15 protein-coding genes are annotated in these 25,034 nt (G+C 66.8%); 8 read left to right on the forward strand and 7 right to left on the reverse strand.

All coding sequences use genetic code 11. The features are described from left to right. Positions 1 to 76 precede the first annotated feature (76 nt). Positions 77 to 883 (reverse strand): DsbA family protein, encoded by an 807-nt coding sequence (locus AC6RIC_RS13990; RefSeq protein WP_454656845.1) that lies wholly within the window; start codon positions 881 to 883, stop codon positions 77 to 79. 185 nt (positions 884 to 1,068) lie between these two features. Between AC6RIC_RS13990 and AC6RIC_RS13995 the strand changes: the two genes are divergently transcribed. Both AC6RIC_RS13995 and AC6RIC_RS14000 read left to right on the forward strand, forming a co-directional pair. Beyond that, positions 1,069 to 2,259, forward strand: coding sequence for a pyridoxal phosphate-dependent aminotransferase (locus tag AC6RIC_RS13995; RefSeq protein ID WP_499732776.1), 1,191 nt, complete (start codon positions 1,069 to 1,071; stop codon positions 2,257 to 2,259). Positions 2,260 to 2,347: 88 nt separating this feature from the next. Further along, on the forward strand, positions 2,348 to 4,657 hold the full coding sequence (locus tag AC6RIC_RS14000) for a mechanosensitive ion channel family protein (protein ID WP_499732777.1): 2,310 nt from the start codon (positions 2,348 to 2,350) through the stop codon (positions 4,655 to 4,657). A gap of 43 nt (positions 4,658 to 4,700) precedes the next feature. On the opposite strand, the gene AC6RIC_RS14005 is transcribed toward AC6RIC_RS14000, so the two are convergent. Next, a complete protein-coding gene (locus tag AC6RIC_RS14005) occupies positions 4,701 to 5,024 on the reverse strand; it encodes a hypothetical protein (RefSeq protein WP_499732778.1) in 324 nt (107 codons plus the stop codon). Positions 5,025 to 5,283: 259 nt separating this feature from the next. After that, positions 5,284 to 8,034, reverse strand: coding sequence for an Rne/Rng family ribonuclease (locus AC6RIC_RS14010; RefSeq protein ID WP_499732779.1), 2,751 nt, complete (start codon positions 8,032 to 8,034; stop codon positions 5,284 to 5,286). A gap of 689 nt (positions 8,035 to 8,723) precedes the next feature. On the opposite strand from AC6RIC_RS14010, the gene AC6RIC_RS14015 reads away from it, so the two are divergent. The 3 genes from AC6RIC_RS14015 (at position 8,724) to prfB (ending at position 14,048) form a co-directional block, all read left to right on the forward strand. Next, positions 8,724 to 9,953, forward strand: a complete 1,230-nt coding sequence (locus AC6RIC_RS14015) for an N-acetylmuramoyl-L-alanine amidase (RefSeq protein WP_499732780.1) — start codon at positions 8,724 to 8,726, stop codon at positions 9,951 to 9,953. Positions 9,954 to 10,301: 348 nt separating this feature from the next. Continuing rightward, complete coding sequence (locus tag AC6RIC_RS14020) at positions 10,302 to 12,752, forward strand: penicillin-binding protein 1A (protein ID WP_499732781.1); 2,451 nt, start codon at positions 10,302 to 10,304, stop codon at positions 12,750 to 12,752. 167 nt (positions 12,753 to 12,919) lie between these two features. Continuing rightward, positions 12,920 to 14,048 (forward strand): peptide chain release factor 2 gene (prfB, locus tag AC6RIC_RS14025; RefSeq protein WP_499732782.1). Its coding sequence is split into 2 segments (ribosomal slippage): positions 12,920 to 12,988 and positions 12,990 to 14,048, totalling 1,128 coding nucleotides; the frame shifts between segments, so codons are not numbered across the junction. 75 nt (positions 14,049 to 14,123) lie between these two features. Here the strand turns inward: prfB and AC6RIC_RS14030 are convergent. Both AC6RIC_RS14030 and AC6RIC_RS14035 read right to left on the reverse strand, forming a co-directional pair. Next, complete coding sequence (locus AC6RIC_RS14030) at positions 14,124 to 15,437, reverse strand: M23 family metallopeptidase (RefSeq protein ID WP_499732783.1); 1,314 nt, start codon at positions 15,435 to 15,437, stop codon at positions 14,124 to 14,126. A gap of 104 nt (positions 15,438 to 15,541) precedes the next feature. After that, positions 15,542 to 16,006: a peroxiredoxin gene (locus AC6RIC_RS14035; protein WP_499732784.1), complete on the reverse strand. Its 465-nt coding sequence runs from the start codon at positions 16,004 to 16,006 to the stop codon at positions 15,542 to 15,544. A 231-nt stretch (positions 16,007 to 16,237) separates the two neighbouring features. Here AC6RIC_RS14035 and AC6RIC_RS14040 point away from each other — a divergent pair, with 231 nt between their 5' ends. Beyond that, entirely contained in the window at positions 16,238 to 19,675 is a 3,438-nt protein-coding gene (locus AC6RIC_RS14040; protein ID WP_499732785.1) for a hypothetical protein, read from the forward strand. A gap of 150 nt (positions 19,676 to 19,825) precedes the next feature. Here the strand turns inward: AC6RIC_RS14040 and tyrS are convergent, their stop codons facing one another. Continuing rightward, a complete protein-coding gene (gene tyrS, locus AC6RIC_RS14045) occupies positions 19,826 to 21,079 on the reverse strand; it encodes a tyrosine--tRNA ligase (RefSeq protein ID WP_499732786.1) in 1,254 nt (417 codons plus the stop codon). Positions 21,080 to 21,225: 146 nt separating this feature from the next. Further along, positions 21,226 to 21,897 carry an alpha/beta hydrolase gene (locus AC6RIC_RS14050; protein WP_454656857.1) on the reverse strand — a complete coding sequence of 224 codons (672 nt, stop codon included), beginning with the start codon at positions 21,895 to 21,897 and terminating at the stop codon, positions 21,226 to 21,228. Between the two features lie 290 nt (positions 21,898 to 22,187). Between AC6RIC_RS14050 and AC6RIC_RS14055 the strand changes: the two genes are divergently transcribed. After that, positions 22,188 to 23,393: a cysteine desulfurase family protein gene (locus tag AC6RIC_RS14055; RefSeq protein ID WP_499736598.1), complete on the forward strand. Its 1,206-nt coding sequence runs from the start codon at positions 22,188 to 22,190 to the stop codon at positions 23,391 to 23,393. 60 nt (positions 23,394 to 23,453) lie between these two features. Beyond that, positions 23,454 to 24,926 carry a Fe-S cluster assembly protein SufB gene (gene sufB / locus AC6RIC_RS14060; RefSeq protein WP_257734811.1) on the forward strand — a complete coding sequence of 491 codons (1,473 nt, stop codon included), beginning with the start codon at positions 23,454 to 23,456 and terminating at the stop codon, positions 24,924 to 24,926. The last annotated feature ends 108 nt before the right edge of the window (positions 24,927 to 25,034 follow it).

The following is a 25,034-nucleotide window of genomic DNA, read 5'->3' on the forward strand; positions in this document are numbered from 1 at the left end:
CCTCATAAACGTTGCAGGCCGGCAGGGGAAGCCTGAAGCACCCTGCCGGCCTATCGGGTTCGTTGGTGGCGGTCGTTCAGCCGGCGCAGTCGGTCTTGCCGCAGCGGCGCACGGAATCGATCTTCGCCTTGAGAGCGGCCTGGCCGACCGCGCCGAAGACGATCTCGTCGCCGATGATGAAGGCCGGCGTGCCGGTGAGGCCGAGGCGGTCGCCAAGCGCGACGGTGTCGGCGATCGCGGCCTTGGTGGCCGGCGCCTCCATGTCCTTCTTCAACTGGGCGACATCGGCGCCGGCTTCCTTGGCGACCTCGAGCGCCTTGGCGGCATTGATCTTGCCCTTCACGGCCATCAGCTTGTTGTGGAACTCGAAATATTTCGGGCCCTGAAGCTGGTTCTTGGCGGCGATGGCGACGCGGCTGGCCTCGACCGAATCAGGTCCGAGGATCGGGAAATCCTTGAGCACGACGCGCAGCTTGGGATCGGCCTTGGAGAGCGCGGTGACGTCCTCCATCGCCCTTTTGCAGTAGCCGCAATTGTAATCCATGAACTCGACGAGGGTGATGTCGCCCTCGGGATTGCCGATGATGACGGACGTCGCCGGATCGGTGATGCGGGCCTTCTCGGCCGCGACCGCGCTGCGCTGGGCATCGGCCTGGGCGACCGTGTTGCGGCGCTCCAGCTCGATCAGGGCGTCCTGGATGATCTCGGGATTCTTCAGGATCGTCTCGCGGATCAGATCTGTCACCGCCTTGCGCTGCTCGGGCGAGAGAGGCTGGCCCTGCGCCATGGCCGGTGCGGCGGAAGCCGCGAGCCAGAGGCTCAGCGCGACGGCAGCTGGCCGCAGGCAGGCACGCGCCATGCTGATGAGGGTCGGGAAAGCCATCTCGTCATCCTTTCAAAGCCGCCAGGCGGAAAACCGCGACTGAAGCAGCGTTTCCAGCCGCGAGGTTGTGGTTGTTCGGGGGGCGAAGGTCAAATCACAGCTCTGCCACCGGATGCGGCCGATGGTTGCAGGGCGCGACAGGCTCGGCTACGCGAGCGGGCCTCCTTGCGAAACCGGACAAGCCGATGTCGAAGCCCCTGATCGTGCCCGCCGCCTTGCCCGCTCTGGCCGAGCGTGCCGAGCGCGTCGCCCCCTTCATCGTCATGGACGTGATGAACCAGGCGGCGGCCATCGAGCGTCGCGGTGGCTCGGTCGTGCATATGGAGGTCGGGCAACCCTCGGCGCCTACGCCGGCCTCGACCCGCGCCGCAGCAGCCAAGGCGCTGGAGCATGGCCGGATCGGGTACACGCAGGCGCTCGGCATGGATTCGCTGAGAGAACGCATCGCGCGGCATTATCAGGATGCTTATGGCGTCCAGGTGGCGGCCGAGCGCGTCGTGGTGACGACGGGTTCGTCCGGCGGCTTCATCCTCGCCTTCCTCGCCTGCTTCCAGCCGGGTTCGCGGATCGCGATCACCGCGCCGGGCTACCCCGCCTATCGCAACATCCTGATTGCGCTCGGGCTGGAGCCGGTGGCGATCGAGGTCGGCCCCGAGACGCGCTTCGCGCTGACGCCGGACCTGATCGAGCGCGCCCACCGCGAGAAGCCGCTGGCCGGCGTGCTGACCATGAGCCCGGCCAACCCGACCGGCGTGGTGATGACGCCGGAGGCCATCGCGGATGTTGCCGCCTGCTGCCGCAAGCTCGGGCTCTGGTACATCTCTGACGAGATTTATCACGGCCTGACCTACGAGACCCCGGCGACGACGGCGCTCGCCGCCGATCCCGACGCGATCATCGTCAACTCCTTCTCCAAGTACTACTGCATGACCGGCTGGCGTGTCGGCTGGCTCGTGGTGCCGCAGCGCCTTGTGCGCACGATCGAGCGGTTGCAGCAGAATTTCTCGATCTCGGTGCCCTATCTCAGCCAGGTGGCGGGCGAGGCGGCCTTCGACGCGACGGAGGAATGCGAGGCGATCAAGGCGGGCTATGCGCAAAACCGGGCCTTCCTGCTGAAAGCGCTGCCGGAGATCGGTCTCGGCGACTTCCTGCCGGTGGACGGCGCCTTCTACATTTATCTCGACATCGGCCGATACTCGAACGATTCCATGGCCTTCTGCCGCAGCGTTCTCGAGGAGGCCGGCGTCGCGATCACGCCCGGGCTCGATTTCGACGAGGCGCGCGGCGCGCGCACGATCAGGCTTTCCTTCGCTGGTTCGCTCAGTGAATGCGAGGACGCGGTGATGCGGATCGGCGGCTGGATGAAGAAGCGCTGACGAAAGCTTCGCCCGGCCACGCGAATGGCTTGCAAGATTTAGCGAAACCTCAGCATTCTGCGTCCTGGGGATAGCACGGAGACCTGCCATGAACGTCGCTGCACCGGGCGGAACCGTCCCGCGGCGTAGCATTGTCCGGCCAGCTGTGCTGTTCGGCTGGCTGGCGCTCGCCTTCGCATGTCTCTCGCCGGGCGCGCCAGCGATGGCCGAGGGCCCGCCCTCCGTGGTTCTCAACCTGCGCGGCGACGAGACGCCCGAGGCGATCCGCAAGATGGTCGATGCCCTGTCGGCTCCCGGGCGACAGGTCGAGATCAGGGTCGGCGGCGCGACCGCAGTCCCCGTTGCGGCGACACCGGCTGAGCCCGCCGGGAAGGCGAAGCCCGCCGCCACTCAGCCCGCGCCCGCTCTGTCGATGGCGGATGAGGAAGGCTTCCAGGCCGAGGTTAGCGCCCTCGTCGACCGCTTTATCGACGGTGTCGAATATGGCGGCGCTTCGATTCCCGCTATCGGCGAACTGCCGGACAGCTGGGCGCGCGCCTGGCTGCGCAATCTCAATGGCCGCGAAGGAGCAACCGCCGGCTGGCGCGTCTTCGGCATCATCTGCCTTGCGCTCACTGCCGCTTTCGCCTTCCGGCTCGCGACCGCCCGCTGGTTCGCGCGCAAGATGCAGCCTGCGGGGCCGGAATTCACGCCTCGCCTCATCGCCTCGTCCTGGGGTCTGCTCCAGGATGTCGCGACACTCCTGCTCGCCCTGGCCGTGGCGCGTGTCACCCGCAATGCCTGGCTGCCTGAGAGCGATTTCGCCAATATCGCTCTCACAACCAGCGCCAACGGCGCGGCGATCGGCGCGCTCTACATAGCTGTCGGCCGTTTCCTGCTCGCACCCGGCGCGCCGGAACGGCGGATCATGCCGCTGCCGCGCGCCGAGGTGCATTTCCGGCGGTTCGTCGCCTACGCGATCCTGACGCCGCTGATCGTGACCAGCATCCTGCTTTCCCACCATGTCAGCGCGGGGCCGCGGCCCGTGACGGGGCTGATCGCGCTGACAGGTCTTCTCATCACGCTGTTCAAGATCTGGTGGTTCCATGACGGGCGGCACGATCTCGCTGCGCTGATCCTGTCGGGCTCCTCCGAGCCCGGCCCGATCCGGCGGCTGATCGCGACCGGTACGGCTTGGTTCTACATCGCCACGACGGCCCTGTTGTGGATGGTCAGCAGCGCCGCCGCGATGATGTCGAATGGCGGGCGCTGGGCCGAAGCCTCGGCGATGACCCAGGTGGCGATCGTCCTGATCCCGATCCTCGCCGTCGGCGTTGCCAGCCTGCTGCGCTGCCATGCGATGCGGCGCGAGGCGGAGCAAGGTGTCACCCCGATGATGCGCGCAAGTGGCGCGGCCCTGCGTGCGGCGGCTGTCGGCGTGCTATGGGCCGCCGGCTTCTTCGTGCTGTCGCGCCTCTGGGCCGGCTTGCTGCTCGGCGTCAGTTCGGCGCAGTTCGCCGCCGTGATGCGCCAGACGGCCGGTGTCGCGATCTTCGCCTTCATCGGCTGGGTGGCGCTCGTCTTCCTGCATGCGTTCTTCGATGCCTATACGCCGCGGCGGCGCGTCGTCGGACCTGGCGACGAGGATGTTGCGCATGAGGAGAGCGTGCCGAGCCGGCTGGCGACGGTGCTGCCGGTCCTGCGCGGCGTCGTTCTGGGCGCGGTGCTCGGCCTCACCATCCTCATCGTGCTGTCGCGGCTGGGCGTCGATATCGGCCCGCTGCTCGCCGGCTTCGGCATCCTCGGCCTTGCCCTTTCCTTCGGCTCGCAAGCATTGGTGCGCGATATCGTCTCCGGCGTGTTCTTCATGCTGGAGGACGCCTTCCGCGTCGGCGAATATGTCGATACCGGCCGGCTCAAGGGCACGGTCGAGAAGATTTCGCTGCGCTCGATGCAGTTGCGCCACCAGAGCGGCCAGATACACACCGTGCCTTTCGGCCAGGTTCAGTCGCTGACCAATGCCAGCCGCGACTGGGCGACGATCAAATTCAATGTCCGTCTCGACCATTCCGCCGATATCGAGCAGGCCCGCAAGGCGATCAAGAAGACCGGCATCGCGCTGATGGAGGACCCCGAATACGGGCCGCATTTCATCGCCCCGCTCAAGATGCAGGGCGTCGCCGACATCACCGACAGCGCCATCGTGATCCGGTTGAAATTCACCAGCAAGCCGAACCAGTCCTCGATGCTGCAGCGGGAGTCGCTGAAGCGGGTCTATCGCGCCCTCAACGACGCGCATGTGCCCTTCGCCTCGAACGCCGTCACGGTGCGCGGCGGCGAGGGCGGTTCGCAGAGCCAGGCGGCCGCCGCGATCAAGGCCGTGCCGCCGCCGGTCCCGCTTGCGCCAGTCCCGGGTTGAGATGGGCTGATCGTCGCCATCGGCGGATCGGCTGGGCTCGTCCCTACCAGGGCCTGCCCCTCTGGACAGAGTTCCAGAGCGTGCCGCCGAACAGATCGAACAGCTCCGAGAAGCCGGAGCGCCCCCATCCGAGGAAGACCAGCCCGAAGCCTATGACGGCGAGGAGGGCGCCGGCATAGGCGAACAGGCGCGCCGAGGAGGTGAAGGCTGCAACCTCCGCGCGCCGGCCCGCCCGCTCGGCAGGGTTTTGCGCGCGCTCGGCGTGGAAATGATCGGCGTAAAGCGTAGGCGTCGTTTGCGTGCCGACGGGACGGTCGCCCTCAAGCTCGACCCTGAGCGCGATGAAAAGCACCAGCAGCCCGAGCATGCCCACGCCGAACCAGCCGATCGCACTCCGTGCGAGATAGGCGAGGCCGAGCAGGCCGGATAGGCGAGGCCGAGCAGGCCGATGGCGATCAGCGCAATCATGACGAGACGCTCGCGATTGCGTGGCGGCGGTATCGGCTCCTGCCTGAAGTGGATCGGTCTCCGGGCGGCAATTCTGGCTGGTTTATCCGCCCGTGAAAACAGAAAGCCCGCTGCGGATCGCAGCGGGCTTCGTCATTCATCGGATTTGGGCGCTGCGATCAGGAACGGCCGGCGAGCCGGTTCCACCAGCCGCCGCGCTTGGGCCGGTTCGGGTCCGGCTCGGTCAGCACGACCGCGACGGGCTCCTCCGCCGGGGTCTTGACCGGGGCGGGCTCGGGCACCGGGGCAGGCTCGGCCGGGGCTGCGACAGCCTCGGGAGCAGCGGCGACCGAAGCCTCGGCCTTCGCCTCGACGGGCGCCGGAGCGGCTTCCGCGGCGGCCTCACCACCTTCGGTGATCGGCACGACCTTCTTGCGCGAGCGGCTGCGCTTGGGCTTCTCGGCCTCGGCGGGAGCAGCCTCTGCCGCGACCGTCTCGGCCTTGGCTTCGGTCTCCTTGGCGGCCTCGGCCTTCGGCTTGCGGGCGCGGCTGCGCTTCGGCTTGGCGGTCTCGGCGGCAGGCGCCTCGACGACCGGCTCCGGAGCCGCTTCGGCGACGGGCTCGGCCGCGGCCGGGGTTACGGCTTCATCGCCGTCTTCCTCGCCCTCGTCGCCTTCGTCATCGCCTTGCGCGCCTTCGAGCTGCTGGCCCTGATCGTCACGCTCGCCACCACGCCGACGGCGCCGACGACGGCGGCGGCGACGACCGTTCTCGCCCTCGCCACGTTCGGCCTGGGCCTCGTCGGCGGCAGTCTCGGTGCCGCCGGTCTCGGCGTCGAGAGCGGCCGCTTCCGCGGCGGCGTCAAGCGCCTCGTCGTCGACATCCGACGCGATCGCCTCGGCCTTGAAGCTGGTCGGGATGATCCGGCCTTCATTGCCGACGAACTCGCCGCGCTCGACCTCGAAATAGCGGGTGCCGAGCAGGTTGGCGTCGGTCGAGATCGTGATCGCGATGGCGAAGCGGGTCTCGAGATCGGTGAGATGGGCGCGCTTCTGGTTGAGGACGTAGAGCGCGACCTCCGGCCGCGTGCGGACGGTGAGGTTATGCGAGGCGCTCTTGATCAGCGTCTCCTCCAGCGCGCGCAGTATCTGCAGCGCGACCGACGGGGTCGAGCGGATCATGCCGGCGCCGGCGCAATGCGGGCAGGGCACCGAGGATGATTCGAGCACGCCGGTGCGGATGCGCTGGCGCGACATCTCCAGCAGGCCGAAGGCCGAGATGCGGCCGACCTGGATGCGGGCGCGGTCGTCCTTCAGGCACTCCTTCAGCTTCTTCTCGACGGCGCGGTTGTTCCGGTTCTCCTCCATGTCGATGAAATCGATCACGATGAGGCCGGCGAGGTCGCGCAGGCGCAGCTGGCGGGAGATTTCCTCCGCCGCTTCGAGATTGGTCTTGAGGGCGGTGTCCTCGATATTGTGCTCGCGGGTCGAGCGGCCCGAATTGATGTCGATCGCGACCAGCGCTTCCGTCTGGTTGATGACGAGGTAGCCGCCCGACTTCAGCGTGACCGTGTTCGAGAACATCGCGTCGAGCTGGCTCTCGACGCCGAACGCGGCGAAGAGCGGGGTCTGCTCGCGATAGGGCTTCACGCTCTTGGCATGGCTCGGCATGAGCATGCGCATGAAGTCCTTGGCCTCGCGATAGGCGTTCTCGCCGGCAACGTGAACTTCGTCGATATCCTTGTTGTAGAGGTCGCGGATCGAGCGCTTGACGAGGTTGCCCTCCTCATAGACCAGCGCCGGGGCAACCGAGGCCAGCGTCAGCTCGCGCACGCTTTCCCACATGCGCATCAGATATTCGTAGTCGCGCCGGATCTCGACCTTGGTGCGCGAGGCGCCGGCCGTGCGCAGGATCAGGCCCATCCCCTCCGGGACCTCCAGCTCCTGGGCGATCTCCTTCAGGCGCTTGCGGTCCTCGGCATTGGTGATCTTGCGCGAGATGCCGCCGCCCTTGCCGGTGTTCGGCATCAGCACCGAATAGCGGCCGGCGAGCGAGAGATAGGTGGTGAGCGCCGCACCCTTGTTGCCGCGCTCTTCCTTGACGACCTGCACCAGGATGATCTGGCGACGCTTGATCACCTCCTGGATCTTGTACTGGCGGCGCGACTGGCGCTGCGGGCGCTCCGGCATGTCGTCGAGCGCGTCGCCGCCGCCGAGCTGCTCGGGAGCCTCCTCGGCGTCCTCGTCGCCGTTCTCGTCGTCGCCATCGTCCTCGGAGCGCTTGCGGGCCTCAGCCGCAGCGCTCTCCGGCGCTTCGGCCGAAACGACGGTCTCCTCGACCGAGACGCTCGCCTCGACGGTCTCGAAGGTCAGCGGAGCCGCGTTCGGGGCGGCATCCTCGGTGGTCGATTCGGCGACGTCCGGGGCGAAGAACTCGCCGAAGGCCGGGCCGCCCTCGTTGACCATCGCGGCTTCCTTGCCGTCGGTCTCGACCTGTACATCCTCGCTGGTCGCCTCGACCTCGGCCGAGACGGTCTCGTCGGCGGCAGCCTTCTTGGCGCGGTTGTCGCGATCGCCGCGACGGCCGCGGTCACGGCGGCCGCGCTTCTCGCGGCGCTCCTCGTCGCGCTCCTCGTCACGCTCGGCGCGGGCCTCGTCCTCGAGCAGCGCCTGCCGGTCGGCGACCGGAATCTGGTAGTAGTCGGGATGGATCTCGGAGAAGGCGAGGAAGCCGTGGCGGTTGCCGCCATACTCGACGAAGGCCGCCTGGAGCGAGGGCTCCACGCGGGTCACTTTGGCGAGATAGATATTGCCGCGGAGCGGCTTTCGGCTTGCAGACTCGAAATCAAACTCTTCGACGCGGGATCCGCGGACCACCACGACCCGGGTCTCCTCCGGGTGGGTGGCATCGATAAGCATCTTGTTGGCCATAAGAAATTTCCATTGGCGCGGCCGCCAACCAAGGCTGCGCGGCTACGGATGCGAATCCGCTGCCGCGTGCAAGGGCGCCGCGAGAAGGCCGGAGAAAGCCGGCATGTTGCAGGAGGGAGGAGGAAGCGGTCGAGACAGGAAGGCGGCTCGGAACAGCCACTCGGGCGGCAAGCCCGGCGCGGTTCCGCAGGTTCGGACGGTTCACCGATGGTGCTAGCGGCGTCTTATGCCCCGTCATCTGTCCTGACCTGCGATGCTCCGGCCAGGCAGCCAGGCGCATCGCGTTTGCACGCTCGCAAGACAGGGCAGGGCGCAGAAAACACGCAATCCCGATGCCAACCGTCTGCGGACGATCCGTTGCGGTCGTCTTGTTGCCGTCGCTCCGAGGAGGAGCGGCAGCCCAACCTGCTTCGGACGCCGACGGATCGCACGATCCGGATGTGTCTCTCGGGCAGGCTGACAAGCAACCTGTTCCATTACAGACAGGTGATGGTGATTTGCAAGTCACATGACGGCTGCATCGCACCCGGCCCTCGGCAGGGCAGTTCACGGTCTCGGGAAGAGGTGGTAACGGGCTGTTAGGATTTCAGCTCCGTTATGGTTAAACCCTCGTAATAAGAGACGGGATTTTTCAGCTGTTCTCGTGCCTCCACCGCGCCGATTCGAGCCGTTACGATGCGCCGTGGCGATTGCGGGCGCTGCGGAGCGCGCTGGCGGTTGCTTGCCTGCTGGTGGTCGTCGCCATGCCGGTATCGGCGCAGACGAAGGCCGAGCCGCGGCCGCAGAGCGAATACCCGGTTGCGACCGACGCCCGCATCGAGCAGGCCGGCGAGACCGTTCGCCTCACGATGACGTTGTCTTCGTCGGTTGCGGTCGATGCCTGGGTGCAGGCCGGGCCAGACCGCATCATCGTCGAACTGCCTTCGACCAATTTCCAGATCCAGCCCGCCGCCAGGCGTAGTGCCGGTTTCGTGAGCGGCTATCGCTTCGGCCTGTTCACCGCCGACAAGGCCCGAATCATCATCGATCTGTCCCATCCCGCGACCATCGCCAGGGCGGAGGTGAAGACGGTGCGCGGCGGCTTCGGCGAGCTGACGATCGAATTGAAGAAGGCGGCACGGGCGGATTTCCTCGCCGAGGCCGGCAAGGTGCTCAAGCCGGCGCCCGCCGCTCCCGCTCCCGTGCCCGCCAAGGCGGCAGGCGAGACCCGCCGCACCATCGTGATCGATCCCGGCCATGGCGGCATCGACCCCGGCGCGACCGTCGCCGCCATCGCCGAGAAAACGGTGGTGCTGGCCTTCGGCAAGGCGCTCAAGGATCAGCTTGAATCCAGCGGCCGCTACCGGGTCGTCATGACCCGTGACGACGACCGTTTCGTCTCGCTCGGCGATCGCGTGCAGATCGGACGCGGAGAGCAGGCCGATCTGTTCATCTCGATTCATGCCGATTCGCTGTCCCAGGCCCAGGAGGTGCGCGGCGCCACGGTCTATACGCGTTCCGAGCGCGCGACCGACGCGGAGGCCGCCCGGCTCGCGGCCAAGGAGAACGAGGCCGATGCCGTCGCCGGCCTGGAGACCAGCGAGGAGTTGCAGGACGTCGCCGGCATCCTGATGGATCTCGCCCGGCGCGAGACACGGACCTTCACCGGGGTTTTCGCGCGCAATCTGGTCGAGAAGCTCGGCGGTTCGATCAAGATGCACAAGATTCCGCTGCGCTCGGCGCGGTTCTGGGTTCTGAGCGCGCCGGATGTGCCGTCGGTTCTGATCGAGCTCGGCTACATGTCGAGCCCGAAGGACGCCGAACTGCTGAATTCGCCGGAATGGCGCGGCAAGGCCGTGGCGGCGGTCTCGGCCGCGATCGACGATTATGTCGCCCGCGAGCGGGCCTCGGTCGGCAAGGCGGCGGAAAGCCGGAACTAAACACCTAGGTCGGGCTGTGATGTCCGGCAAAGCCAGGCTTTCATCCCGTGCGCGCTGCGGCGCGCAGTGCCGCTGCGCAGACACGGGACCGCCACCCGGAAGGGGCGCCTTGTCGGGCGGCGAGGAGGATCGGAGTACGAAGCGGCACGCGGTCCCGTGTCTGCGCAGCGGCATTTCATGCCGCAGCGCGCACGGGATGACAGCGCGGCCTCGCAAGGACGGTGCTAGATGATACGGAATGTGGTCGTGAGGCCACGGTTCCGCCATCTCCGTCATGTTATAGCTATGATTTGCGAAGCGCCCTGATTTGGCGCCAGCCGATGGCAGTTACGGGGTCCAGGGCCTGAGATGCGGTTCATTCTGCGAATCTTCGGATGGTTGTTCGCCGCCGGCGCGATCGCTTTCGTGATCGGCGCCGCCATCGCGGGCGGATTGATCTGGCATTACTCGCGCGACCTTCCGGACTACGCCCAGCTCCGGAATTACGAGCCGCCGGTGATGACCCGCGTCCATGCGGGCGACGGCAGCCTGATCGCCGAATATGCGCGCGAGCGGCGCCTCTACCTGCCGATCCAGGCCGTGCCGAAGCTCGTCGTCGACGCCTATCTCTCGGCAGAGGACAAGAATTTCTACAAGCATGTCGGCGTCGATCCGGAAGGCCTGGTTCGTGCCGCGATCTCCAATTTCCGCAACCGCGGCGCGAATCGCCGCCCGCAGGGCGCCTCGACCATCACCCAGCAGGTCGCGAAGAACTTCTTCCTGAGCCCGGAACAGTCGATCGAGCGCAAGATCCGCGAGGCGCTCGTCGCGCTGAAGCTCGAATCGACCTACTCGAAGGACAAGATCCTCGAACTCTACCTGAACGAGATCTATCTCGGCGCGCCGGCGCCGGGGCAGGGCAGCTACGGCATCGCCGCGGCGGCGCTGAACTATTTCGGAAAGTCGGTGCATGAGATCAATCTGCAGGAAGCGGCCTATCTCGCGGCCCTGCCGAAGGCGCCGACCGACCTCCACCCCTTCCGCAACCGCGACCGCGCGATCGAGCGCCGCAACTACGTCATCGACCGCATGGTCGAGAATGGCTACGTCAAGCGCGAGGCGGGCGAGAACGCCAAGAAGCAGCCGCTCGGCGTCAATCCGCGCACGGTCTCGCCGAACCAGATCGCCGCCGGCTATTTCGCCGAGGAGATTCGGCGCGAGTTGCAGGACCGCTATGGCGAGAAGAAGCTGCTGGAAGGCGGCCTCTCGGTCCGTGCCACGGTCGATCCCAAGACGCAGCTGATGGCGCGCAAGGCGCTGGTCGACGGTCTCGTGCGCTTCGACGAGGCGCGCGGCTGGCGCGGCGCCATCCAGAAGATCGATCTCGGCGGCAAGGAGTGGGGCACGGTTGTCGGCGAACTGCCGGTGCTCGGCGACGTCGCGCCGTGGCGGTTGGCCGTGGTGCTCGAGGTCAACGGCGACAGCGCCAGGCTCGGCCTGCATCCGCTGCGCGACAATGCCGGTCATCTCAACAAGGAGCGCCAGATCCTGACGCTCGCCGCCGACGGCATCAAATGGACCCGCCGCGCCCGCGTCTCGCAGGCCGTCTCGGTCGGCGACATCGTCTATGTCGAGCCGATGGACAGTCGGCCGGGCTTCGCGCGGCTGCGGCAATTGCCGGAGGTCAACGGTGCCATCGTCGCGATGGATCCGTTTTCGGGCCGCGTGCTCGCCATGGTCGGCGGCTTCAGCCACGACCAGTCGGAGTTCAACCGCGCGACGCAGGCGCTGCGTCAACCCGGCTCCTCGTTCAAGCCCTTCGTCTACGCGACCGCGCTCGACAACGGCTACACCCCGTCCAGCATCATCCTGGACGCACCGATCGAGGTCGATCAGGGCCCAGGCCTCGGGATGTGGCGGCCGGAGAACTACGACGGCAAGTCGACCGGCCCGCGCACGCTGCGCTACGGCATCCAGTTCTCGAAGAACCTGATGACGGTGCGGCTCGCCAAGGATGTCGGCATGCCGCTGATCGCGGAGTATTCCCGCCGCTTCGGCATCTATGACGACCTCCAGCCGGTGCTGTCGATGTCGCTCGGTGCCGGCGAGACGACCGTGATGCGTATGACCGCGGCCTATTCGATGCTGGTCAACGGTGGCAAGCGCATCCGGCCGACCTTGATCGACCGTATCCAGGACCGCTCGGGCTCGACGATCTTCCGGCACGACCAGCGGGTCTGCGAGGGCTGCAACGCCGAGAAATGGGCGAACCAGCCCGAACCGCGCCTGGTCGACAACCGCGAGCAGGTTCTCGACCCGCTGACCGCCTACCAGATGGTCTCGATCCTCGAAGGCGTGGTCAATGCCGGCACGGCGACGGTGGTCAAGTCCGTCGGCAAGCCGCTCGCCGGCAAGACCGGCACGACCAACGATGCCAAGGACGTCTGGTTCGTCGGCTTCTCGCCGGACCTCGCCGTCGGCGTCTATATGGGCTTCGACAAGCCGAAATCGCTCGGCACATCGGCGACGGCCGGCCAGTACGCGGCGCCGATCTTCCGCGACTTCATGAGTGTGGCGCTGAAGGAGAAGCCGGCGACGCCGTTCCGTGTTCCGGCCGGCATCAAGCTGATCCGCGTCGACCCTCGCAGCGGCATGCGTGCCGGCGGCGAAGGCGGCATCCTCGAAGCCTTCAAGCCGGGCACGGCGCCGCCGGACAGCTATTCGGTGATCGGCGCCGCCGGTGACGGCAGCGCGCCGCTCAATGTCGGTCCGGGTGGTGGCGGCCGCGCCGTCGGTTCCGGTACCGGCGGGCTGTACTGAACGCCGCACACATGATTTCAGGCGCCCGGAGTTCATCTCCGGGCGCTGTCTTTTGGGGGCTATGTTCCCACTGTGGCGGCCGGATGATGCCGCGGGCGTTTACAGCCGGCGCGTTCGCCCCTATCTCAGCCCCCAAGCTCAGTTCACAAGGACGTTCAGACGGAATCATGCGCCCCGAAATCCAAACGCAGCTCGATAACGCCAAGCAGTCGATCGGACTGCTGAGGAGGCATCTTTGACTGGGATCAAGCCCAGCGCCGCCTAGCGGAACTCAACGCCCTCTCCGAGGGGCCCGATTTCTGGAACGATGCCGAAACCGCGCAGAAGCTGATGCGCGAGCGCACCTCGCTGGAAACCCAGATCGAGGGCATCATCAAGCTCGAACGCGAGCTCGATGACGCGCTGACGCTGATCGAGCTCGGCGAGATGGAAGGCGACGACGCCACCGTCACCGAGGGCGAGCAGGCGATCAAGGCCGTGCAGGACGAGGCGGCGCGCCTCCAGGTCGAGACCTTGCTCTCCGGCGAGGCCGACATGCTCGATACCTATGTCGAGATCCATCCCGGCGCGGGCGGCACCGAGAGCCAGGACTGGGCCGAGATGCTGCTGCGCATGTATCGGCGCTGGGGCGAGCGGCGGAAGTTCAAGGTCGAGACGCTCGAATACCAGGACGGCGACACGGCCGGCATCAAGTCGGCGACGCTCCAGTTCAAGGGCCATAACGCCTATGGCTGGCTGAAGACCGAATCGGGCGTGCACCGGCTGGTGCGCATCTCGCCCTTCGACTCCAATGCGAGACGCCAGACCTCGTTTGCGTCGATCTGGGTCTATCCCGTCGTCGACGACCGCATCGTCATCGACATCAACGAATCGGACTGCCGCATCGACACCTATCGGGCGCAGGGGGCCGGCGGCCAGCACATCAACACGACGGATTCGGCCGTGCGCATCACGCATATCCCGACCGGCATCGCGGTGTCCTGCCAGCAGGAGCGCTCGCAGCACAAGAACCGGGCCAAGGCCTGGGACATGCTGCGCGCCCGCCTCTACGAAGTTGAGCTGAAGAAGCGCGAGGACAAGGCGAATGCCGAGCAGGCCTCCAAGACCGATATCGGCTGGGGCCACCAGATCCGCTCCTATGTGCTGCAGCCCTACCAGCTTGTGAAGGACCTGCGCACGGGCGTCAGCTCGACGGCGCCGTCCGAGGTGCTCGACGGCGATCTCGACGCCTTCATGGAAGCGTCGCTGGCACAGCGCGTCTACGGAACGCAGGTCGACGTCGAGGACATCGACTGACTTCGGGCTCCAAGCCGGACTGCAAACAAAAAGGCCGCGCTTCGAGCGCGGCCTTTTTCGTTTAGGGGCGTTCTCTCAGAGCGCGTTCGCGAGCAGCTTGCCGCCGGCACGCAGGAAGCGGGTCGGGTCGACCGGCTCGTCGTTGATCCGGGTTTCGTAGTGCAGGTGCGGGCCGGTCGAGCGGCCGGTGGACCCGACCCGGCCGACCACCGTGCCGGCCTTGACCATCTGGCCGGTCGTGACCGAGATCGCCGACATATGGGCGTAGCGGGTGGTCAGGCCATTGGCATGCTCGACCTCGACCATGTTGCCGTAGCCGCCATTGTACTCGGCGACCACGACCTTGCCCGGCGCGGTCGCCATGATCGAGGAGCCGGTCTCGGCCCGGAAATCGACGCCGGTATGCATCGCGAGGCCGCGGGTGAACGGGTCGGTGCGGTAGCCGTAATTCGAGGAAAAGTCGTGGTCGCCCGCCATCGGCCGGGCGAGCGGCAACTGGTCGATCACCCCGCGCAGGCGCATGATCGCCGCCAGGCGCGGCTGGAGGGCGTTGAGGGTGGCCGCGAAGGGACCTTCCGACGGATCGAGCTTCACCGGCACGAACGGTCCGCCCATGCCGCCGGTCGCGGAGGCCGGAGCGGCTAGGCGCTCGAGATCCAGCCCGGTTTCGGCGAGTGCGCTGCGCAGGCGCTTCTGAGCGGCCGCGACACGCTCGTCCATGTCTTTCAAGGCCGAAAGCTGGGCGTCCGAGGTTCTCGCCATGGCGCCGTCGAGCCTGGTCAGCGCGGCATCGACGCGCTTGGCCGGCGGTTCGGCCGGCGGGGTTTCGCCGGATTGCCAGCCGCCCGCCGCGCCGCCATCGGCGCCACGCAGCGAAGGCGTCTCGGGCGCCGGCGTCGGCTTGTTCGGCAGGATCGGGGCGAAGCTGGTCACGCCGGAGGCGCGGATCGGTTCGCCGGGCTTGATGATCTGCGAGCGCAGGGGCAGCTTCGCGGCCGGGATCAAGCCGCTGGATTGGAGGGTGTCGGTCAGAGCGGCGACCAGCGACTGGCGCGATTCGAGCTCGGCCTGCCGGCTGGCGAGTTCATCGACGCGCGACTCGACCCCATCCTGATCGAGCAGGGCGCGGCTGGCGTAGCGGTCGATATCGGCCCGCAACGCGGAAATCCGATCCTCATAGGCATACTGGCGCGAGGTCTCGCGGGCGATCAGCCTGGCGGCGAGATCGTCGCGGCTGAGGATGTACCAGCCGGCGCCGCCGCTGCAGGCCGTGCTCAGGGCCAGCCAGGCCAGTCCCGCGAGCATGGTGGAGCGGCGCACCGTATAGGTCTTGTGGACGACGAGGCCGACGGTCGAGAGGGCGGGGGCTGTCTGGGACTGATGATTCATACGCGGAACCGGTAATCACGCTGCCGATACCGTCATCAGACATTGTTAGGGTTAATCTTTCGCAAATCCCGGCCGATGCAACGCCTCTGCAATGCTTCAAAACGTCAAAGCGCCTGCGCTGCCGCGAGGACCTCCTCGGCGTGGCCGGCGACCTTGACCTTGCGCCAGATCCGGGCGAGGCGGCCCTCGGCATCGATCAGGAAGGTCGACCGTTCGACCCCCATATACTTGCGGCCATAGAGGCTCTTCTCGACCCATATGCCATAGGCGTTCGCCAGCGCTTGCGCCTCGTCTGCGAGCAGGGGGAAGTCGAGTTCGTACTTGCGCTTGAAATTGCCGTGCTTCTTCGCCGAATCGGGCGAAACGCCGATGATTTCCGTGCCGCAGGCCGTGAATTCCCGGCGCAGGCGGTTGAAGGCGATCGCCTCCTCGGTGCAGGCCGGGGTGTTGTCCTTGGGATAGGCATAGAGCACGACCTTGCGACCGCGCAGCGCGCTCAGGCTGATCTCGCCCCCGCCATCGCGGGGCAGCGTGAAGTCCGGCGCCGGATCGCCTTCCTGCAAAGTCATGGCCATTGCCTTCCTTTCGTCGCCTTCTCGCTGCATGGAGCGCTCGACCCGGCAAGGCGGGGCGGCTCGTGGCAGCAGCCAGCGAAACGTCGGATGCCTCCGTTTCCGGATTGCCGAATCGCTTCGTCTGACCGCATCGACATGCATGCCGCCTTCAGGGATTGCGGCAAGGGGCGATCGGCCGCACCCTGACACGAGCCGGCACAGGCGCCGAAGAGGACCACGCGGATTTTGGCCGACCACGAAGCAAAGGCTGCGGCTGCCGGGCAAGACGATGTTTCGCCCGCGGGCGAAGCCTGTGATGTCGCGGCCGTGAAGCGGCGGGCCAAGGCCGGGCTCGCCCTGGTCTGCGTCGCCGTCACGGTCGCCCTTGTGGTGCTGGCCGGTGCGGCGGCGACGCTGCTGGCCACCGGCATCGTTCCGCTCTCGGGTTTCGAGGGACGCATCACCGCCGCCATCGAGGAGAGGCTCGGTCCTGACTGGAAAGTCACGGCCGCCGCCGCCGAGCTCGGCCGTATCGACGGACGTTCCCAGCTTCGGGTGCGGCAGGTTTCGTTCCAGCATGTCAGCGGCGCCGTGATCCGGGCGCCCGAAGCCGTCCTCGGCTATGCGCCGATGGCGCTGCTTACGGGCGATATCCGGCTCGTCTCCGTCGATCTGCGCGGCGTCAATGTCCGGCTCGGCGTCACCAAGGACGGCGCGCTGGTGGTCAATGCCGATTCGGCGCCGGCCGAGGCACCACCCCAGCCGACCGTGCCGGATGCCGCGCAATGGAACGCCTTCACCGGCATCATGAGCGCGATCTCGACGCTGGCGCGCGGCGACGGCCTCCTCGGTGCGCTCGAGGAAGCCGGCATCAACGGCGCGCGGTTGTCCCTCGTCGACCCGGACGGGCGCCAGAAGGCCGGGCTGGAAGATGTCGAGATCAGGCTGACCCGCATCGCCGAGCGTGGCACGCGGATGACGATGAAGGGGCGGACCGGCCAGCGCTGGAAGGAATTGGCGGTCGATATGTCGACCGAGCCCGACGGCACGCAGCGCGCCGATATCGATATCCTGCGCTTTGAGCCCGCCGAGGTGGTCGCGCTCGCCTTCGGGACCGGCGGCGTCCTGGTCGAGGGCCTGCCGATGCAGGGCCGTGCGACGCTTCGGCAATCCTCGGACGGCAAGAAGTCCATCACGGCGCGGATCGCGGTTCGTGCCGGCACGCTGCGCTTCCCGGAAGGCCCGGTCTCGCCCTTCGCGGTGGATTCGGCCGATCTCGAGCTGGCGAGCGGCGCCGACCTGTCCGAGCTCAATATCGTGCGCAGCGAGATCAAGGCCGGGGCCACGCAGTTTTCGGCAACGGGCTCGTTGCGGGAGGATGATGGCGGTTGGCGTATAGCGCTCGACGGCAAGGGCCAGCTCGCCGGGATCGACGCCGATCCGCCGGTCCAGATCGACAGCCTGAAAACGACGCTGAAGCTGGACCAGGCCAACAATGCCGTGACCATCGATTCGTTGTCCCTGCGCGGGCCGGTCGCGTCCGTCGACATGTCGGCCCTGGTCCAACGGGTGAACGGTTCTCCGCTGCAGCGCTTCGCGATCAAGGCGACGAATTCCGATTCCCGCGCGCTCCTCGCGATCTGGCCGAGCTTCACCTCGCCCCAGGTGCACGACACGCTGCGGCGCCAGCTCGCCGCGGGGCGGCTCAAGTCGCTGTCGGTCGATCTCGACCTGGCGCCGGAGGATCATGCCCGCCTGGTCAAGGGCGAGGGCATGCCCGATACCTCGCTCTCGGTGATGATCGATGCCGACCGGGTCCGATACCTTCCCGATCCGGGACTTCCGCCTCTGACGGACGCGACCGTGACCGGACGCGTCGGCGGGCGCACCGTCCAGCTCGCCATCGGCAAGGCCACGGCTGAGCTCGGCGGTGGCCGCCAGCTTCAGTTGAGCGAGGGCAGCTTTGCCATGCCCGATTATCATCAGCTTCGCGCGCAGGCCCGGATCGGCTTCCGCTCGCTCGGCTCGATGGATGCGCTGGCGGCGCTGTTCGCCTTCCCATCCCTGAAAGATTTCACCCCCGGCAAGATCGACCCGGCGGCGATCAAGGGCACGAGCGACCTGAAGGTCGGCATCGCTCTGCCGCTCGCAGACGACCTGAAGCCGGACGAGGTCATTGTCACCGCCACGGGCACGCTTGCGAATGTCGCGTCTGATACGCTGCTGGGCACGGAGAAGCTCGATTCTGGTACCTTCGCCGTCAATGTCGACCGCAACGGGCTGCTGCTGCGCGGCGATGCGCGCGTCGGTGGTGACAAGGCGCAGGTCGAGCTCAAGCAGAACGGCAAGGGCCAGGGCGAGGCGACGCTCCAGCTCGCGCTCGATGCGGCCGCGCGGCAGCGGCGCGGCTTCGGGAGCGACACCGGCATTTCCGGGACATTGCCGGTGAGGGTGGTCAAGCCGCTCGGCAAGGGCACGGAGCAGCCGCCGCGCGTCGAGATCGACCTGGCCAAGGTCGCCCTCGACGGCGTCGTGCCGGGCCTGAGCAAGCCGGCGGGGCGGCCCGGCAAGGTCTCGTTCGCCTATGTCGCCGACCCGGACGGGCCCGATCTCGAGGATTTTTCATTCGAGGCCGGCTCGGCCCTGATCAAGGGACGCATGGAGCTGAACAAGCAGAACGGGCTGGACAGCGCGAGCTTCTCGCAGTTCCGCCTCTCGCCCGGCGACAACCTCAAGATCGATGCCAAGCGCGACGGCAATGTCGTCAAGCTGACGGTGCGCGGCGCTGTCGCGGACCTGCGCCCCTTCATCAAGGACCTGCAAGGCCCGGGCTCATCTGGCAAGGGCGACAAGTCCGGAGCCAAGGGCGGCGACTACGATATCGATCTCGACGTACCGATCCTGACCGGCTTCAACAACGAGGCTATCACCAACGGAACCCTGAAATTCGCCAAGCGTGGCGGCGAAATCCGCTCGGCCAACTTCCAGGGGCGGATCGGCCGGGCCGATGTCTCGGCCCGGCAAGGCCGGCAGGGCGAGGGCGGGAAGCTGATCGTACAGTCGGAAAACGGGGGCTCGCTGCTGCGCTTCCTCGACCTCTACAACAAGGCCCATGGCGGCGATCTCGTGCTGACATTGGGGCCGGGGGAGAGCCAGAGCGGCGACCTGCTGTTCCGCAATTTCCTGGTTCGGGACGAACCGGCGCTGCGCCGCGTTGTCAGCTCGCAGCCGGCGAGCACCTTTACCGGCGACAGTGCGGCTGAGCCGCGCATCGATGTCAGCGAAGTCGCCTTCACCAAGCTCAAGGCCGAGTTCACCCGCTCTGCCAGCCGGCTCGATGTCTCCGAGATGGTGATCTGGGGGCAGCAGGTCGGCTTCACGCTGCAGGGCCATGTCGATTACGGCCGCGACCGCGTCGATATCGGCGGGACCTTCGTGCCGGGCTACGCCTTCAACAACGCCTTCGCGCAGGTGCCGGTGGTCGGTGCGCTGCTCGGCGGCGGCAGCCAGTATGGCGGGCTCTTCGCCGTGAACTTCCGGATCTCGGGCGCGGCGAGTGCGCCGACCATGTCGATCAATCCGCTCTCGGCCCTGGCGCCGGGCATCCTGCGCCGTTTCGTCGATCCGCTCGGCGGCGCCCCGGCGCAGAAGCCGGTCCAGCCCCGGCAGACGCAGCCGCGCTGAGGCGCGTGTCTTCCCGCACGCGCTGCGGCACGAAGTGCTGCTGCGCAGATGCGGGACCGTCCGCAGGAAAGGCGCCTTCTCGTCGCGCGGTCCCGTGTCTGCGGCGCATCGCTGCGCGCTGCACCGCGCACGGGAGGACAGGTGGAGAGCTTATTCCGGCCGCAGCAGGATGTGCTTCTTCTTGCCGAAAGAGAGCTTGATCACGCCTTCCGAGGTGAGATCGCCGAGGCCGAGCGAGGCACGCTCGTCCGTAACCACCACGTCGTTGACACGCAGGCCCCCGGCCTTGACCTGACGGCGGGCCTCGCCGGTCGAGGGCACGAGCCCGGCCTTGACGAAGGCGGTGAGCACACCGACGCCCGGCTCGATCTCAGCCCGCGCGATCGCGACGCTCGGCAGGTCGGCGGCAAGCGCGCCTTCCTCGAAGGTCTTGCGTGCGGTTTCGGCGGCGGCCTCGGCTGCCTCGCGGCCATGGACGATCGCCGTGATCTCGGTGGCGAGGATCTTCTTCGCCTCGTTCAATTCGGCGCCGCCGAGCGCGGCGAGCCTGGCGATCTCGTCCAGCGGCAGGCGCGTGAACACCTTGAGGAAGCGGCCGACATCGGCATCCTCGGTGTTGCGGAAATACTGCCAGAAATCATAGGGGCTGAAGACGTCGGCATTGAGCCAGACCGCGCCATTGGCGGTCTTGCCCATCTTGGCGCCCGACGAAGTCGTCAGCAGCGGCGTCGTCAGGCAGTAGAGCTGCGGGCCGCCCATCCGGTGCGAGAGATCGACGCCGTTGATGATGTTGCCCCACTGGTCGGAGCCGCCCATCTGCAGGCGGCAGCCATAGCGCCGGTTGAGCTCCGTGAAGTCGTAGCCCTGCATGATCATGTAGTTGAATTCGAGGAAGGACAGCGACTGCTCGCGGTCGAGCCTCAGCTTCACCGAATCGAACGAGAGCATGCGGTTGACCGAGAAATGCCGGCCGACATCACGCAGGAACTCGACATAGTTCAGCTTCAAGAGCCAATCTGCATTATTGGCCATCATCGCATCGGTCGGCCCGTCGCCATAGCGCAGGATGCGGCCGAAGACTCGCTTGATGCTCTCGATATTGGTGGCGATCTCCTCGACCGTGAGCAGCTTGCGCTGGTCGTCGCGGAAGGAGGGGTCGCCGACCATGGAGGTGCCGCCGCCCATCAGCGTGATCGGGCGGTGACCGGTCTCCTGGAACCAGTAGAGCATCGTCAGCGAGATCAGGTTGCCGATATGGATCGACGTCGCCGTCGCGTCATAGCCGACATAGGCCGTCTGGGTTCCCTGCCGGCACAGAGCATCGAGGCCTTCCGCGTCGGAGACCTGATGGATGAGGCCGCGCTCGTCGAGGACGCGCAGGAAATCGGACTTGTAGGTGGTCATGGCGGGGCTCGATGACTTTTCAGTTTTGCCGTCATGGTCGGGCTTGTCCCGACCATCCACGTCTTCCCCTTGGAGGGGTGGGGTTCAAGATGTGGATGCTCGCCACAAGGGCGAGCATGACGCGGTTGTTATTCGCAAGGCGGCGCTCAGACCTGTTCCTGCTCGGTCTTGAGGATCTCCGGGCCGACCTTGGCGTCGAGATAGGCGCCGACCTGGCTCATCAGCACATCGACCTTGCCGTCGAAGAAGTGGTTGGCGCCGTCCACGACCGTATGCTCGATCTGGATGCCCTTCTGGGTCTTCACCTTCTCGATCACCGCCATGACTTCCTTGACCGGCGCGACGCGGTCCTCGGAGCCATGGACGAACAGGCCGGAGGACGGGCAGGGCGCGAGGAACGAGAAGTCGTAGCGGTTGGCCATCGCCGCGATCGAGAGGAAGCCCTCGATCTCCGGGCGGCGCATCAGCAGCTGCATGCCGATCCAGGCGCCGAAGGAGACGCCGGAGATCCAGCAGCTCTTGGCCTCGGGGTTGAGCGCCTGCATCCAGTCGAGCGCTGCGGCGGCGTCCGAGAGCTCGCCCGCGCCATGGTCGAAATGGCCCTGGCTGCGGCCGACGCCGCGGAAATTGAAGCGCAGCGCCGAGAAGCCGCGGTTCACGAAGGTGTAGAACAGGTTGTAGACGATCTGGTTGTTCATCGTCCCGCCGAATTGCGGGTGCGGATGCAGGATGATCGCGAGCGGTGCACCCCGCTTCTTCGCGGGCTGGTAGCGACCCTCGATCCGGCCTGCGGGCCCGTTGAAGATAACCTCTGGCATCGTCTCACCGCTTCTTGCGGCAGCGCCGGCGCGGGCGGGCAGAAAGCGGGCGCATGCCTGCTCGAAACCCGGCCACCCTTGACGGCGCCACCATGCGCGCCCTAGATGAAGAGCGCTTAGAATAGTTCTAACAGCCGTGAACAAGTCGAGAACAAAACGTTGGATCGCAAGAGCGAACCGCGTTTCGACCGTTCCGGCCGGTTCGGATGGGCGGCTATAGCACGGCGCACAGGTGCGATTTCAAGCATTTCGTATCAGTGGGCGCCGATGACGAGGATGGAGCAAGCAGGATCGTGACGGCGGGACGCGCCTATCTCGACCACAACGCCACAACCCCCGTGCGCCCGGAGGTGGTGGAAGCGGTCGCGCATGCGCTGACGCTGCCGGGAAATCCGTCCTCGGTCCATGGCGAGGGACGCGCCGCGCGGGCCGCCATGGAGCGCGCGCGCGAGCAGGTCGCCAGGCTCGTCGGGGCCAAGGCCGCGAACGTCGTCTTCACCAGCGGCGGGACGGAGGCGAATGCCGCCGTCCTCTCGCCCGGCCTGATGGATTGCGATGGCGGGCGCGACTGCGTGCGGACACCCGCGACGCTTCTCCTTCACAGCGTGACCGAGCATGCCTGCGTGCGCGATGGACATCGTTTCCCGCGCGGCGTGGCGGAAGAAATCCCAGTCGATGGCAATGGCCTCGTCGATCTCGCCTGGCTCGATGAGCGGCTGGCGCGTTTCGTCGCCGAGAACCCCGGCGCCCGCGCGCTCGTCTCGATCCATCTCGCCAATAACGAGACCGGCGTGATCCAGCCGATCGCCGAGGCGGCCGAAATCGTGCATCGCCATGGCGGGCTCATGCATAGCGACGCCGTGCAGGCCGCCGGCAAGATCGCCATCGATATAGCGGCGCTCGGCGTTGATGTGCTGACGCTCTCGGCGCACAAGATCGGCGGGCCGAAGGGTATCGGGGCCATTGTCTTCCGTACCGGCGCGCTCGAACTCGCCGACAAGCCGATGCGCGGCGGTGGGCAGGAGCGCGGCTGGCGGGCCGGGACCGAAAACCTGCCGGGAATCATCGGCTTTGGCGCGGCGGCTGAGATCGCCGGCAAGGTTCTGGCTGACGAAGCTGTACGGCTTTCCGGACTGCGTGACCGTCTGGAGGCAGGGATTGCAGCGCTGTCGCCGGAGACGGCGATCTTCGCTCAGGCCGCTCCGCGTCTACCCAATACCAGCGCCTTCGCGACGCCGGGCCTCAAGGCCGAGACCGTGCTGATCAAGCTCGATCTCGCCGGTGCGGCTTTGTCCTCCGGCTCGGCCTGTTCCTCGGGCAAGGTCAAGCGTTCGCATGTGCTCGATGCGATGAAAATCGACCCCGCCATGAGCGCTGGGGCCTTGCGGGCGTCGCTCGGATGGACCACCTGCGAGGCGGATATCGATCTCTTTCTCGCGGCCTACGAAAAGCTCGTGACCGCGCAAGCCGATCGGAGCGCCAAGGCTGCCGCCTGAAGCGCCCCGCAACACGAAGACCAAACCGGCGGGCCTTGAACCCGCACTGGAGACTGAGAAATGGCAGCGGTCCAGGAGACCATCGATCAGGTCAAGTCGATCGACGTGACCGAGTACAAATACGGCTTCGTCACGGAGCTGGAGGTCGAGAAGCCGGCCAAGGGCCTCACCGAGGACACGGTCCGCTATATCTCGGCGCGCAAGAACGAGCCGGAATGGATGCTGGAATGGCGGCTCGACGCCTTCCGTCGCTGGAAGACCATGACCGAGCCGACCTGGTCGCGCGTGAATTATCCGCCGATCGACTACCAGGACCTCTACTATTACGCGGCGCCGAAGAAGGGCGCTTCGCCGAAGTCGCTCGACGAGGTCGATCCGGCCATTCTCGATACCTACAAGAAGCTCGGCATCCCGCTGCGTGAGCAGGAAATCCTGGCCGGCGTCGCGCCGGAGAACCGCGTCGCGGTCGATGCGGTGTTCGACTCCGTCTCGGTCGTCACCACCTTCAAGAAGGAGCTGGCGCAGGCCGGCGTGATCTTCTGCTCGATCTCCGAGGCGATCCAGGAGCATCCCGAGCTGGTGAAGAAGTATCTCGCGACGGTCGTTCCGGTGACGGACAATTATTTCGCGACGCTGAACAGCGCGGTCTTCACCGACGGCTCCTTCGTCTACATCCCCAAGGGCGTCCGCTGCCCGATGGAGCTGTCGACCTATTTCCGCATCAACGAGCAGAACACCGGCCAGTTCGAGCGCACGCTGATCATCGCCGACGAGGGCGCCTATGTCAGCTATCTCGAAGGCTGCACGGCGCCGAAGCGCGACGAGAACCAGCTTCACGCCGCTGTGGTCGAGCTGATCGCGCTCGACGATGCCGAGATCAAGTACTCGACCGTCCAGAACTGGTTCCCCGGCGACGCCGAGGGCAAGGGCGGCATCTACAACTTCGTGACCAAGCGCGGCGATTGCCGCGGCAAGAACTCGAAGATCTCGTGGACGCAGGTCGAGACCGGCTCGGCGATCACCTGGAAATACCCGTCCTGCATCCTGCGCGGCGACGGCTCGCGCGGCGAGTTCTACTCGATCGCGGTGTCGAACGGCATGCAGCAGGTCGATAGCGGCACCAAGATGCTGCATCTCGGCAAGAATACGACCTCGAAGATCATCGCCAAGGGCATTGCCGCCGGCAAGTCGGACTCGACCTATCGCGGCATCGTCTCGGCCCATCGCAAGGCAACGGGCGCGCGCAATTTCACCAATTGCGACTCGCTGCTGATCGGCGACCAGTGCGGCGCGCACACCATCCCCTATATCGAGGCCAAGACCGCGACGGCGATCTTCGAGCACGAGGCGACCACGTCGAAGATCGGCGAGGACCAGATGTTCTACTGCCAGCAGCGTGGCCTCTCCGAGGAGGAGGCGGTGGCGCTGATCGTCAACGGCTTCGTCAAGGAGGTGCTGCAGCAGCTCCCGATGGAATTCGCCGTCGAGGCGCAGAAGCTGATCACGATCTCGCTCGAAGGCTCGGTTGGATAAGGGCGGTCTTCCCGTGCGCGGCGCAGCACATAGTGCTGCTCCGCAGGCACGGGACCGTCATCAGGACCATCTCTGGACATTACGATCCCGGGTCTGCGGCGCACCGCT

The sequence above is a fragment of the Allobosea sp. TBD101 genome, assembly GCF_059817965.1.

What these genes read in the sequence shown, in the direction of transcription:
- sufB (WP_257734811.1), top strand. Translation starts at nt 23,454, where the DNA reads ATGGCAGCGGTCCAGGAGACCATCGATCAGGTCAAGTCGATCGACGTG.
- AC6RIC_RS14030 (WP_499732783.1), bottom strand. Translation starts at nt 15,437, where the DNA reads ATGAATCATCAGTCCCAGACAGCCCCCGCCCTCTCGACCGTCGGCCTC.
- AC6RIC_RS14005 (WP_499732778.1), bottom strand. Translation starts at nt 5,024, where the DNA reads ATGCTCGGGCTGCTGGTGCTTTTCATCGCGCTCAGGGTCGAGCTTGAG.
- AC6RIC_RS14020 (WP_499732781.1), top strand. Translation starts at nt 10,302, where the DNA reads ATGCGGTTCATTCTGCGAATCTTCGGATGGTTGTTCGCCGCCGGCGCG.
- AC6RIC_RS13990 (WP_454656845.1), bottom strand. Translation starts at nt 883, where the DNA reads ATGGCTTTCCCGACCCTCATCAGCATGGCGCGTGCCTGCCTGCGGCCA.
- tyrS (WP_499732786.1), bottom strand. Translation starts at nt 21,079, where the DNA reads ATGACCACCTACAAGTCCGATTTCCTGCGCGTCCTCGACGAGCGCGGC.
- AC6RIC_RS14050 (WP_454656857.1), bottom strand. Translation starts at nt 21,897, where the DNA reads ATGCCAGAGGTTATCTTCAACGGGCCCGCAGGCCGGATCGAGGGTCGC.
- AC6RIC_RS13995 (WP_499732776.1), top strand. Translation starts at nt 1,069, where the DNA reads ATGTCGAAGCCCCTGATCGTGCCCGCCGCCTTGCCCGCTCTGGCCGAG.
- AC6RIC_RS14000 (WP_499732777.1), top strand. Translation starts at nt 2,348, where the DNA reads ATGAACGTCGCTGCACCGGGCGGAACCGTCCCGCGGCGTAGCATTGTC.
- AC6RIC_RS14035 (WP_499732784.1), bottom strand. Translation starts at nt 16,006, where the DNA reads ATGACTTTGCAGGAAGGCGATCCGGCGCCGGACTTCACGCTGCCCCGC.
- AC6RIC_RS14010 (WP_499732779.1), bottom strand. Translation starts at nt 8,034, where the DNA reads ATGGCCAACAAGATGCTTATCGATGCCACCCACCCGGAGGAGACCCGG.